Origin of the sequence: Pseudomonas sp. NY15437, assembly GCF_048068435.1 — a bacterium.
GTDB lineage: Bacteria > Pseudomonadota > Gammaproteobacteria > Pseudomonadales > Pseudomonadaceae > Pseudomonas > Pseudomonas nitroreducens_B.
The window spans coordinates 129,496-141,686 of record NZ_JBLUQC010000012.1 but is presented as its reverse complement, the minus strand read 5'-3'; the positions used below and the strand labels follow the sequence as shown (position 1 = coordinate 141,686).

General features: G+C 67.8%; 11 protein-coding genes. 9 read left to right on the top strand and 2 right to left on the bottom strand.

The window, feature by feature from the left end; translation table 11 throughout:
- Window positions 1-29: 29 nt before the first annotated feature.
- Window positions 30-920, bottom strand: coding sequence for a DNA-binding transcriptional regulator (locus ACNFIA_RS24010; protein ID WP_416789400.1), 891 nt, complete (start codon window positions 918-920; stop codon window positions 30-32).
- A 380-nt stretch (window positions 921-1,300) separates the two neighbouring features.
- Here ACNFIA_RS24010 and ACNFIA_RS24005 point away from each other — a divergent pair, with 380 nt between their 5' ends.
- The 9 genes from ACNFIA_RS24005 to ACNFIA_RS23965 all read left to right on the top strand — a co-directional run bounded on the left by ACNFIA_RS24005 (window position 1,301) and on the right by ACNFIA_RS23965 (window position 10,437).
- On the top strand, window positions 1,301-2,239 hold the full coding sequence (locus ACNFIA_RS24005; protein ID WP_416789316.1) for a 3-carboxyethylcatechol 2,3-dioxygenase: 939 nt from the start codon (window positions 1,301-1,303) through the stop codon (window positions 2,237-2,239).
- 43 nt (window positions 2,240-2,282) lie between these two features.
- Window positions 2,283-3,476, top strand: a complete 1,194-nt coding sequence (locus ACNFIA_RS24000) for an acyl-CoA dehydrogenase family protein (RefSeq protein WP_416789313.1) — start codon at window positions 2,283-2,285, stop codon at window positions 3,474-3,476.
- A 16-nt stretch (window positions 3,477-3,492) separates the two neighbouring features.
- Window positions 3,493-4,050, top strand: coding sequence for a flavin reductase family protein (locus ACNFIA_RS23995; protein ID WP_416789311.1), 558 nt, complete (start codon window positions 3,493-3,495; stop codon window positions 4,048-4,050).
- A 4-nt stretch (window positions 4,051-4,054) separates the two neighbouring features.
- Entirely contained in the window at window positions 4,055-4,915 is an 861-nt protein-coding gene (locus tag ACNFIA_RS23990) for an alpha/beta fold hydrolase (RefSeq protein ID WP_259759057.1), read from the top strand.
- Window positions 4,916-4,930: 15 nt separating this feature from the next.
- Window positions 4,931-5,752, top strand: a complete 822-nt coding sequence (gene mhpD / locus ACNFIA_RS23985) for a 2-keto-4-pentenoate hydratase (protein WP_416789308.1) — start codon at window positions 4,931-4,933, stop codon at window positions 5,750-5,752.
- An 11-nt stretch (window positions 5,753-5,763) separates the two neighbouring features.
- Window positions 5,764-6,696: an acetaldehyde dehydrogenase (acetylating) gene (locus tag ACNFIA_RS23980; protein WP_416789305.1), complete on the top strand. Its 933-nt coding sequence runs from the start codon at window positions 5,764-5,766 to the stop codon at window positions 6,694-6,696.
- Window positions 6,693-7,700, top strand: a complete 1,008-nt coding sequence (gene mhpE, locus ACNFIA_RS23975; RefSeq protein WP_416789302.1) for a 4-hydroxy-2-oxovalerate aldolase — start codon at window positions 6,693-6,695, stop codon at window positions 7,698-7,700. Before ACNFIA_RS23980 ends, mhpE begins: the two co-directional genes overlap by 4 nt.
- Window positions 7,701-7,771: 71 nt before the next feature.
- Window positions 7,772-9,016, top strand: a complete 1,245-nt coding sequence (mhpT, locus tag ACNFIA_RS23970) for a 3-(3-hydroxy-phenyl)propionate transporter MhpT (protein ID WP_416789300.1) — start codon at window positions 7,772-7,774, stop codon at window positions 9,014-9,016.
- A 170-nt stretch (window positions 9,017-9,186) separates the two neighbouring features.
- Entirely contained in the window at window positions 9,187-10,437 is a 1,251-nt protein-coding gene (locus ACNFIA_RS23965; protein ID WP_416789297.1) for an OprD family porin, read from the top strand.
- A gap of 268 nt (window positions 10,438-10,705) precedes the next feature.
- On the opposite strand, the gene mapR is transcribed toward ACNFIA_RS23965, so the two are convergent.
- Window positions 10,706-12,115: a GntR family transcriptional regulator MpaR gene (mapR, locus tag ACNFIA_RS23960; RefSeq protein WP_416789397.1), complete on the bottom strand. Its 1,410-nt coding sequence runs from the start codon at window positions 12,113-12,115 to the stop codon at window positions 10,706-10,708.
- Between the last annotated feature and the right edge of the window lie 76 nt (window positions 12,116-12,191).

Below are 12,191 nucleotides of genomic sequence, written 5' to 3'. Positions count from 1 at the left end.
TCATCCCGCGCCGCGTTGGCCCGTTGCGCTCAGCGCGGCACGCCGGGTTCGCAGGGCCTGCCCGGCTCGGCACCGGTGACCGGCAACAGCGTGTCGCCGCCCGGGCCGAATTCCCGCGCGAGCTGGTTGCCCGGCAGGCTGATGGCCTGCTCGATCTGCCCGGCGGTGCGGCGCAGGGCCGGCAGGTAGCGCGCCGCCGCCTGCTCGATGGTCATCGCCTTGGCCACGTAGACCAGGTTGATGCAGCCCAGCACGCGCCCCTGGCCATGGACCGGGACGGCGATCGAGGCGATGCGCTCCTCCTTGTTCCAGTTCATGTAGTTCTCGCCGTAGCCACGGTTGCGTGTCTTGCGCAGCAGGTTGTCGAGCGCCAGCGGCTCGCGCGCCAGGGTGTTCTCCTCGTCGCGCCGGCTGGCCAGCAGTTCGAGGATGCAGCGCCGCTCGGTCTCGGGGCAGAAGGCGAGGTAGGCCAGCCCCGTGGCGGTCAGCAGCATGGGCAGGCGGCGCCCGACCATCGAGCGGTGGAAGGACAGGCGGCTGAAGCGGTGGGTGGTTTCGCGCACCACCATGGCGTCGACGTCCAGCGTGCACAGGTCGGTCGGCCAGACCACCTCGTGCAGCAGGTCGGCCAGCAGCGGCGCGGCCAGTTCGGAAATCCACTGTTCGTTGCGGAAACCTTCGCTGAGTTCGCGCACCTTCAGGCACAGGCGGAAGCTGTCGTCGGACTCGCTGCGGCGCACGTAGCCCTCGTCCTGGAGGGTCTCCAGCAGGCGTCGCACGGTGGTCCGGTGCAGGCCGGTGAGCTCGGCCAGTTGTGTCGGCGTGGCGCCGCCATCGAGGCGATTGAGGGTGTTGAGCACCTGCATGCCGCGGGCAAGGCCGCGGACGTTCTTGTATTCGGTATCTCGTCGGTTGGGCAGCATGGGCTGGCTTGTCCGTATTGTTCTTGGGGGCATTCAAGCACGCTTTTTCCCCTCGCCACAGGCCCATCCGTCCACCCCCGTCTTCCCTTCCGGGTTACCGGAAAAATCCTTCAGAAGTCTCGCCATAGAGCCGCTTACGTGCTTTTTTGTCGCGGCGCTTGAAGAGTAAAAATCCTTATAAATCAATCAAGTGCATGCAGTGCACGCAGGTGCAGATAGTTTTTGAGGCCTTCGAAAAGCCAACCCTAGAATCGGTCCCCGGCAGATTCGAACAACAACCATCAGGAGTCAGGCCGCCACGCACAGCCGTCGGCAGCGCCCGATCCGGAACTGCTCCCCAGGTGCGGGCCGGATATCTCCGAAGCAAGGGAATTCTCATGGCTATACACCTGAAGTGCCTGTCGCACACCCCGCTGCGCGGGCTGAACAGCCCCGGCCCCGAGATCGACGCGGAAGTGGCCGCGGTACTCGCCCTGGCCCGCGCCGAGGTCGAGGCGTTCGATCCCGAGCTGATCGTCATCTTCGCCCCCGATCACTACAACGGCCTGTTCTACGACCTGATGCCGCCCTTCGTGATCGCCACGGCGGCGGAGTCGGTGGCCGACTACAAGACCCTGCCCGGGCCGCTGTCGATCCCCTCGGACCTGGCGCTGCAACTGACCCGCTACGTCCTCGACCAGGACATCGACATTGCGCTGTCGCACCGCCTGCAGGTCGACCACGGCTGCACCCAGACGCTGGAAGAAACCACCGGCAGCCTGACCCGCTACCCGGTCATCCCGATCATCATCAACTCGGTGGCCCCGCCGTTCTGTCCGTATCGCCGCATCCGCAAGCTCGGCGAGGCCGTCGGCCGCTTCGTCGCCGGGCTGAACAAGCGCGTGCTGATCCTCGGCACCGGCGGTCTGTCCCACGAGCCGCCCGTACCGCTGCTGGCGGGCGCGGAACCGGCGATCAGCGAATTCCTCATCTGCGGGCGCAACCCCACGCCGGAGGCGCGGGCCGCGCGCCAGGCGCGCACCTTGGCCGCCGGGCAGATCTACGGCACCGAGCAGAGCGCCCTGACGCCGCTGAACGCCGAATGGGACCGCGCCTTCATGCAACTGCTGATCGAGGGCCGCCTGGCCGAGGTGGACGACTTCAACATCGACGACATCTCGCGCATCGCCGGCCGCTCGACCCACGAAGTGCGCACCTGGGTGGCGGCCTGCTCCGCCCTCGCGGCCATCGGCTCCTACCGCGCGCGCTGCGACTACTACCGGCCAATCAACCCATGGATCACCGGCTATGGCGTGCTCAGCGCCGACCTGTGCTGAGCCAGTTGCCCTGACGACATTGCGTCACCGAAGGAGAATTTGAATGACCCTCATGCCTACCCCGATGCCTACCGAAGCCGAACTGGTCGCCCGCGCCGAAGCGATGATCCCCTGGCTGCGCGAGAAAGCCGATGCCGTGGAAAAAGCGCGCATGGTGCCGCGCGACACCATCCAGGCGTTCCACGATGCCGGTTTCTTCCGCATCCTCCAGCCGCGCCGCTGGGGCGGCTACCAGATGAGCCCCAACGTGCTGAACAAGGTGCTGATGGAACTGGCCCGCGGCTGCCCGTCCAGCGCCTGGAACGTCATGGTGCTGGGCGTGCATCCCTTCGAGCTGGGGCTGCTCGACCCGCGCTGCGGCGATGAGCTGTGGGGCCAGGACGACACCCGCCTGGTGTCGTCCTCCTACGCGCCGTTCGGCACCGTCACGGCGGTGGAGGGCGGCTATGTGCTCAAGGGCGAATGGCTGACTTCCAGTGGCTGCGACCATGCCGCCGGCGGCGCCTTCCTCGGCGGCCGGGTGATGGAGAACGGCGAGATGGTGTTCCGCTCGTTCTGGGTGCAGGCCGAGGACTTCGAGATCGTCGACGACTGGCACGTGGTCGGCCTGGCCGGCACCGGCAGCAAGAAGCTGGTGGTACGCGAAGCCTTCGTGCCCAGCTACCGCTGCCACGTCATCGCCGCCTACGGCGAGCAAACCCACGGGCAGGTCGAGAACCTCTACAAGATGCCGTTCTTCTACGTGTTCTACGCCGCGGTGTCGTCGGTGATCGTGGGCATGGCCCGCGGCATGGCCGACCTCTACATCGAGCACATGGTGCCGCGGCAGAACCTCAACCAGGCGGTGGGCGCCGCGGTCAACGATCCGTTCATCAAGGCTCGCCTGGGCGAGGCCCACGCCAAGATCCTCGGCGCCGCCACGCGCATCCTGCACAACACCGAGGAGGCCTGGAGCTACACCTCGCAAGGTCAGCTGGTGCCGCTGCCGGTCCGAGTACGCCACTTCGCCACCAACCAGTTCACCGGCGGCGAGTGCTTCGATGGCGCGCACATGATCTTCAAGAAGACCTCCACCCGCGGTGTCTGGCTGAACAACCCGATGCAGCGCCAGCTGCGCGACATCCTCGTGGGTGCCAACCACATCACCCAGAACCAGGACAACATCGGCGATCTGCTGGGCGGGCAACTGCTGGGCAATCCGCTGCCGGCGGGCAACCCGTTCGGCGTGCGCGTGTGACGGCGAGGTGAACGTGATGAATACAGCCATCAACCAACGCCTGGACTGGGACTGGAACGCCGAGCTGAGCACGCTGCCGATGGTCGGTGCGGATGTGCAGCGCGCCGGCATGCGCCACTTCGCCTCCGGCGTGTCGATCATCACCGCGCGCACCGCCCAGGGCCCGGTGGGCCTGACCGCCACGGCGGTCTGCTCGGTCACCGTGGAACCGCCGCGCATGGTGGTACTGGTGAACAAGAAGGTCGCCGCCAGCGAGGCGATCCTGGAAAGCGGCGCGTTGTGCATCAACGTGCTCGCCGAGGATCAGGAACACATGGCGCGGGTCTTCGCCGGGATGGTCGAGGGCGTCTTCGGCCCCGCCCGTTTCGCGCACGGGCAATGGAGTGAGCGGGTGACCGGCTCGCCGGTACTCGACGGCGCCCTGGCGAACTTCGATTGCCGGGTGGTGAAGGTCTACGACGAAAGCACGCACAACGCCTTCCTCTGCGAAGTGCTGGCCAGCGAGGCGCCCGCGGCGGGTGAGCCGCTGCTCTACATGAACGGCGCGTTCCGCCGTGTCGCCGCCCAGGAGTGATGCCATGAGCCAAGTACTGAGCGAATCCGCCAGCAGCCGTTTCGTCCGCATCCGCGAGGGCGAGCTGGACCTGCAACTGCACTACAACGACCTGGGCCAGGGCGCACAGACCGTGGTCATGCTGCACGGCTCCGGTCCCGGCGCCAGTGGCTGGGCCAACTTCAACCGCAACCTGGAGCCGCTGCTCGAGGCCGGTTACCGGGTGATCCTGCTGGACTGCCCCGGCTGGAGCAAAAGCGATCCCATCGTCTGCAAGGGCTCGCGTTCGGACCTCAACGCCACCGCGCTCAAGGGCCTGGTTGATGCCCTGGAGCTGGACCGCGTGCACCTGATCGGCAACTCCATGGGCGGGCATAGCGCCGTGGCCTTCGCCCTGACCTACCCCGAGCGGGTCGGCAAGCTGGTGTTGATGGGGGGCGGCACCGGCGGTGCCAGCCCGTTCGTGCCGATGCCCACCGAGGGCATCAAGCTGCTCAACGGCCTGTACCGCGAGCCGACCATCGACAACCTGAAGAAGATGATGAACGTCTTCGTCTTCGACCCCAGCGAGCTGACCGAGGAACTGTTCCAGACCCGCCTGGACAACATGCTCGCGCGCCGCGACCACCTGGAGAACTTCGTCGCCAGCCTGGCCGCCAACCCGAAGCAGTTCCCCGACTTCGGCCCGCGCCTGGGCGAAATCCGCGCGCAGACCCTGATCGTCTGGGGCCGCAACGACCGTTTCGTGCCGATGGATGCCGGGCTGCGCCTGCTGGCCGGCATCCCGAACTCCACGCTGCACGTGTTCAACAACTGCGGTCACTGGGCGCAGTGGGAGCACGCCGCCGCCTTCAACCGCCTGGTGCTGGATTTTCTTCGCCACTGACTCCCGAGGTACTCCATGAGTCTGTCCCACGACACGCTCCAACGCCTGGCCGCCGCGTTGCGCCAGGCGCAGCAGCACGGCGAGGCCATCGAGCCGCTGCGCGACACGCTGGCCCTGGGCAACGGCGAGGCCGCCTACGCCATCCAGCAGCTCAACGTCGAGCACTGGCAAGCCGCCGGGCGCCGCGTGGTCGGCCGCAAGATCGGCCTGACCAACCCCAAGGTTCAGGCCCAGCTGGGCGTGGACCAGCCGGACTTCGGCACGCTGTTCGCCGACATGTGCTACGGCGACCAGCAGGGCATCGCCATCGAGCAGGTGATGCAGCCCAAGGTCGAGGCGGAAATCGCCCTGGTCCTGGGCCGTGATCTGCCCCATGCCGACACCACCTTCGACGAACTCTGCGCGGCGGTGGACTGGGTGCTGCCGGCGCTGGAAATCGTCGGCAGCCGCATCCGCGACTGGAACATCCGCTTCGTCGATACCGTCGCCGACAACGCTTCCTGCGGTGCCTACGTGCTGGGCGGGCCGGCGCGCCGGCTGGACGGCCTGGACCTGCTCGACTGCGCCATGCGCATGACCCTGGACGGCGAGGAAGTGTCCGCCGGGCGCGGTCGCGAATGCCTGGGCCACCCGCTCAATGCGGCGGTGTGGCTGGCGCGCAAGATGGCCGCGCTGGGCACCCCGCTGCGGGCCGGCGACCTGGTGCTGACCGGCGCCCTCGGCCCGATGGTCCCGGCCAAGGCCGGTGATCGCTTCAGCGCCACCATCGAAGGCATCGGCAGCGTGTCCACCTACTTCTACCGCGCGGCGCCCGACGCCGCCCTTCTCCCGACGTGAGTGAGCTGAGCATGAGTACCCGACGCAAAGTCGCCATCGTGGGTTCCGGCAACATCGGCACCGACCTGATGATCAAGATCCTGCGCCATGCGCAGCACCTGGAAATGGCCGCGATGGTCGGCATCGACCCGGCCTCCGACGGCCTGGCGCGTGCCGCGCGCCTGGGCGTGGCGACCACCCATGAAGGCGTGGAGGGCCTGACCCGCCTGCCGGTCTTCGCGGAGATCGATTTCGTCTTCGACGCGACCTCCGCCTCCGCCCACGTGAAGAACGACGCCCTGCTGCGTCGCCACAAGCCCGGCCTGCGCATGATCGACCTGACCCCGGCGGCCATCGGCCCGTACTGCGTGCCGGTGGTCAACCTGGAGCAGCACCTGGGCGCGCTGAACGTGAACATGGTGACCTGCGGCGGCCAGGCGACCATCCCGATGGTCGCCGCGGTGTCACGCGTCGCCAAGGTGCACTACGCCGAGATCGTCGCCTCCATTGCCAGCAAGTCCGCCGGCCCCGGTACCCGCGCCAACATCGACGAATTCACCGAGACCACCAGCAAAGCCATCGAAGTGATCGGCGGCACAGCCAAGGGCAAGGCGATCATCGTCCTCAACCCGGCCGAGCCGCCGCTGATCATGCGTGACACCGTGTACGTGCTGAGCGAGTCGGTGGACCGCGCCAAGGTGGAAGCCTCCATCGAGGAAATGGCCGCCGCGGTACAGGCCTACGTGCCGGGCTATCGCCTCAAGCAGAAGGTGCAGTTCGACGACGTCCGCGACCTGAACATCCCCGGCCACGGTCGTTTCTCCGGCCTGAAGACCTCGGTGTTCCTCGAAGTCGAAGGCGCCGCCCACTACCTGCCGGCCTATGCCGGCAACCTCGACATCATGACCTCCGCCGCGCTGACCACTGCCGAGCGCATGGCGCAGGCGATGGGAGCCTCGGCATGAGCAAGAAACTCTATATCTCCGACGTCACCCTGCGTGACGGCATGCACGCCATCCGCCACCAGTACTCGCTGGAGGACGTGCGCGCCATCGCCGCCGCGCTGGACCTGGCGAAAGTCGACTCCATCGAAGTAGCCCATGGCGACGGCCTGCAAGGTTCGTCCTTCAACTACGGCTTCGGCGCCCACACGGATCTCGAGTGGATCGAAGCGGCCGCCGATGTGGTCAAGCACGCGAAGATCGCCACGCTGCTGTTGCCGGGCATCGGCACCATCCATGACCTGAAGGCCGCCTACAACGCCGGCGCGCGGGTGGTCCGCGTGGCGACCCATTGCACCGAGGCGGATGTGTCCCGGCAGCACATCGAGTACGCCCGCGAGCTGGGCATGGACACCGTCGGCTTCCTGATGATGAGCCACATGCAGACGCCCGAGGGCCTCGCTGGCCAGGCCAAGCTGATGGAAAGCTACGGCGCCACCTGCATCTACGTGGTGGATTCGGGCGGGGCGATGAACATGGACGACATCCGCGCGCGTTTCCGGGCGGTGAAGTCGGTGCTCAAGGCCGAAACCGAAACCGGCATCCACGCGCACCACAACCTGAGCCTTGGCGTGGCCAACTCCATCGCCGCGGTGGAGGAGGGCTGCGACCGCATCGACGCCAGCCTCGCCGGCATGGGCGCCGGCGCCGGCAACGCGCCGCTGGAGGTGTTCATCGCCGCCGCGGACAAGCTCGGCTGGAACCACGGCACCGACCTCTACGCGCTGATGGACGCCGCCGATGACCTGGTGCGCCCGTTGCAGGACCGCCCGGTGCGGGTCGACCGCGAGACCCTCGCCCTGGGCTACGCCGGGGTCTACTCCAGCTTCCTGCGCCACGCCGAGGTGGCCTCGGCGAAGTACGGCATCAAGGCCGTGGACATCCTCGTCGAACTGGGCAAGCGCCGCATGGTCGGCGGCCAGGAGGACATGATCGTCGACGTCGCCCTGGACCTGCTCAAGCGCTGACAGCCCGCACCACCCGGCCGGCTCCTCAAGGAAGCCGGCCGGTTGATCATTACAAGAATAAGGAATGACCGATGAAAACTGCCTCCCCGTCCGCGCTCGTCCCCGAGCGAGATAGCGCCGGCCATAGCGCCTGGCTGACCATTTCCCTGTGCTTCATCGTCGCCGTGCTCGAAGGCATCGACTTCCAGGCACCCGGCATCGCCGCGCCCGGCATGGCCCAGGCCTTCGCCATGGACAAGCTGCAGATGGGCTGGGTGCTCAGCGCCGGCATTCTCGGGCTGCTGCCCGGCGCCCTGTGCGGCGGCTGGCTGGCTGACCGCATCGGCCGCAAATGGGTGCTGATCGGCTCGGTCGCGTTGTTCGGCATCTTCTCCATCGCCACCGCCCACGCCTGGGACCTGCCCAGCCTGCTGGGCGCACGCCTGCTGACCGGCGCGGGCCTGGGCGCCGCGCTGCCGAACCTGATTGCGCTGTGCTCCGAAGCGGCCGGCGAGCGCCTGCGCGGCATCGCCGTGAGCATGATGTATTGCGGCGTGCCGCTGGGCGCGGCAATGGCCGCACTGGTCAGCATCGCCGGGGTTTCTGCCGACTGGACGCTGGTCTACTACGTCGGCGGCTTGCTGCCATTGCTGGTCCTGCCGCTGCTGGCGATCTGGCTGCCGGAGTCGGCCGTGTTCCTGGCCCGCCGCCGCGAACGCAGAAGCCCGGCGCAGCAGGCGCCGGCGGTCGCGGTGACGCAAGGATTGTTCAAGGACGGCAACGCGGCGCCGACCTTGCTGCTGTGGCTGGCCTATTTCTTCACGCTGATGGTCGTCTACATGCTCATCAGCTGGCTGCCGAGCCTGCTGGTGGGCCAGGGCTTCAGCCACACGCAGACCGGTTGGGTGATGTTCGCCCTGCAGATCGGCGCCTTGGTGGGCACGCTGATGCTCGGCGTGCTGATGAATCGCCTGCGCCCGCTGGCGATCTCCGCGCTGATCTACCTGGGGCTGCTCTGCGCGCTGGCCGGTCTGGGCTTGGCCGAGGCATTCGCCAGCATGCTCCTGGCGGGCTTCGCCGCCGGCCTGTTCGCCACCGGCGGCCAGGGCGTGCTGTATGCGCTGGCGCCGCTGTTCTACCGCACCGAAGTGCGCGCCACCGGCGTGGGCTCCGCGGTGGCGGTCGGCCGCCTGGGTGCCATGAGCGGCCCGCTGGTAGCCGGCAAGATGCTGGCGCTGGGCACTGGCGCCGCCGGCGTGATGCTGGCCTCGGCACCGGGGCTGGTCGCCGCCGGCCTCGCGGTCTACTGGCTGTTCCATCGCCGCCACCAGGTCTGATCGAACCGGGGCCTTTCCATGGGCACCAGCGCCGACCCCGGCGCTGGTGCCTGAACCCATCCAGCCAACCCGAATGGTTTCTGCGCTCCGCGTGACGAGTCCCCACGCGGTAGCCGCCGCATGCCTTTGGCGACTCAACCACATAAAAATAATGATCGGAGAACTGATCAATGGGAGCAATCACTCACCGCGTCACCATGGCGCTGTTGGCCGCCGGTCTCAGCACCGGCGCCAGCGCGGCGTTTGTCGAGGACAGCTCGGCCAACCTGCAGATGCGCAACTTCTACTTCGACCGCGACTTCCACGACGGGCCGGGCCAGTCCCAGGCGCAGGAATGGGCGCAGGGTTTCATCCTGCGCATGAAGTCCGGCTTCACCGACGGCCCGGTCGGCTTCGGCCTGGATGCCACGGGGATGGCCGGCTACAAGCTCGATTCCGGCCCTGGCCGCAGCGGCTCCGGCCTGCTGCCGAGGGACCCGCAGACCAAGGAGCCGGCCGACGAGTACAGCAAGTTCGGCCTGGCCGCCAAGGCGCGTTTCTCGGCCACCGAGTTGCAGTCGGGCACCCTGCAACCGATGTTGCCGGTGATTCTGGGGGTTCCCTCGCGGCTGTTCCCGCCGCTGTTCCGCGGCACCTACCTGCGCTCGCAGGAGGTCGAGGGCCTGACCCTGCATGCCGGGCATATGGACCGCATCAAGCTGCGCGACTCCACCGACTACGAGCCCATGCGCATCAGCAGTCCCAACGGGCGCTTCAAGGCCAGCGCCGAATCCAACTCGTTCAACTTCGTCGGCGCGGATTACGCCTTCAGCGAAAACCTGACGGGCACCTACTACTACGCGCAGCTGAACGACCTCTACCGCCAGCACTACCTGGCACTGCTGCACTACCAGCCGTTGGGGCCGGGCAAGCTCAAGAGCGACCTGCGCTTCTTCGACAGCAGCGAGCAGGGCAGCGCCCGCGCCGGACGGGTGGACAACCGCACCGCCAACGCCATGTTCACCTACCTGTGGGGCGCCCATTCGCTCGGTGTCGCCTACATGCACCTCAGCGGTGACACGGCGCTTCCCTACCTCGCCGGCACCGACGTCAACGTCAACACCGAGGGCGCGCTGACCTCCGAGTTCGTCAACCCCCATGAGCGGACCTGGCAGGTGCGCTACGACTACGATTTCGCCGGCCTGGGCATTCCCGGGCTGCGGGCCATGGGGCGCTACATCAGGGGCTCGGATATCGACCTGCCCATCACCAATGGGTCAGGCAAGGAGCGCGAGGCAGGCGTCGAGCTGGCCTACGTGATCCAGTCGGGCACCTTCAAGGGGCTGGGAATGCGCGTGCGGCAGGCGTCCTATCGCAACGACTTCTCCCGCGATTTCGACGAGACGCGGGTCAACCTGGATTACACCCTGAGCCTCTGGTGAGCAGGCGGCCCGCCGGTGACCTCCGTCGCGGGCGGGCCCGTCACGCCAGCCATTGCTCCGTGCGCGGCGCCAGGCCGCGGCGCAAGTACCAGCGCACCCACAGGTGTACGCCAAGTGCGGCGCACACGGTGAGCAGAATCATCAGGCCTTCGGCATCCATGGCAGCCTCCCTCGTCCGGGTTTCCTGGCTCATAGGGTAGGCCTGCGACAAAGCGCCGCATAGGTACAGAGCGTTGCTGAATGTGCGGATCAGTGTCCGCACATCGCGCTAGAGCGAATGGATGATCCGCCCGAGGGTTTCCATCGCCTGTTCGCTGGCGGTTGTCCAGGGGTGGCCGTAATTCAGCCGCAGGCAGTGGCCGAAGCGTCGCGTGGCGGAAAAGATCGGCCCCGGCGCGAGGCTGATGCCCTGGGCGTGGGCGAGCTGGAACAGCTTGAGCGCGTCGATGTGCTCGGGCAGCTCCAGCCACAGGAAGTAGCCGCCGCTGGGCCGGGTGACGCGGGTGGCGGCGGGGAAGTGCCGGGCCACCGCGGCGAGCATCGCGTGCTGCTGGCTTTCCAGCGCGTGGCGCAGTTTGCGCAGGTGCCTGTCGTAGCCGCCGTGCTGCAGGTAGTCGGCGATGGCCGCCTGGGCCGGCACCGAGGCCGACAGGCTGGTCATCAGCTTGAGCCGCTCGATCGGCTCGGCATAGCGCCCGCCGGCGACCCAGCCGACCCGATAGCCCGGTGCGAGGCTCTTGGAGAAGGAGCTGCAATGCATCACCAGGCCCTCGCTGTCGAAGGCCTTCACCGGCTTGGGCGCCTGGGCGGCGAAGTACAGTTCGGCGTAGACGTCGTCCTCGATCAGCGGCACCTGGTGCCGGGCCAGCAGGGCAGCGAGGGCGCGCTTCTTGTCCTCCGCCATGCTCGCTCCCAGGGGGTTCTGGAAGTTGCTCATGAACCAGCAGGCCTTGATCGGCAGGCGCGCAAGGCTGTCGGTGAGCACGTCCAGGTCGATGCCCTCGCGCGGGTGCACGGGAATTTCCACCGCCTTGAGTTTCAGGCGTTCGAGCACCTGCAGGCTGGCATAGAAGGCCGGCGCCTCGATGGCGACCAGGTCGCCCGGCTGGGTAACCACCTGCAGGCACAGGTTCAGCGCTTCCAGCGCGCCATTGGTGACCACCAGCTCCTCCACCGGCAGCGGCATGCCGCCGACCATGTAGCGCAGGGCGATCTGCCGGCGCAGCGCGTGGCTGCCCGGAGCGAGGTCGGCGACCACCGAACGCGGGTCCATGTCGCGCACGGCATGGGCCATGGAGCGCGCCAGGCGCGGCAGGGGGAACAGCTCCGGCGCCGGGAAGGCCGAGCCGAAGGGCACGGTGTCCGGGTCCTTGATCGAGCTGAGCACCGAGAACACCAGCTCGCTGACGTCCACCTCGGTGGTCTGCGCGTCGTGGCGGGCGATGTCCGGCTCGGCCAGGGCGCGCTGCACGTGTTCGCGGACGAAGTAGCCCGAGCGCGCGCGGGCGACGATCAGCCCGCGATCCTCCAGCAGGTAATAGGCCTGGAACACCGTGGACGCGCTGACCCCATAGGTACGGCTGGCATGCCGCACCGAGGGGACCTTCTGCCCGGGAGCGAGCACACCGCTGCGGATCAGGCCGGCGATCTCGTCGGCGAATTTCTCGTAGCGCTTCATCTTGTCCTGCACGGCGGCCTGGGGGGCGGAAGAATCCGCCCACTCTAGGCGCTGCGCCGAGGTCACGCCAAGCTCC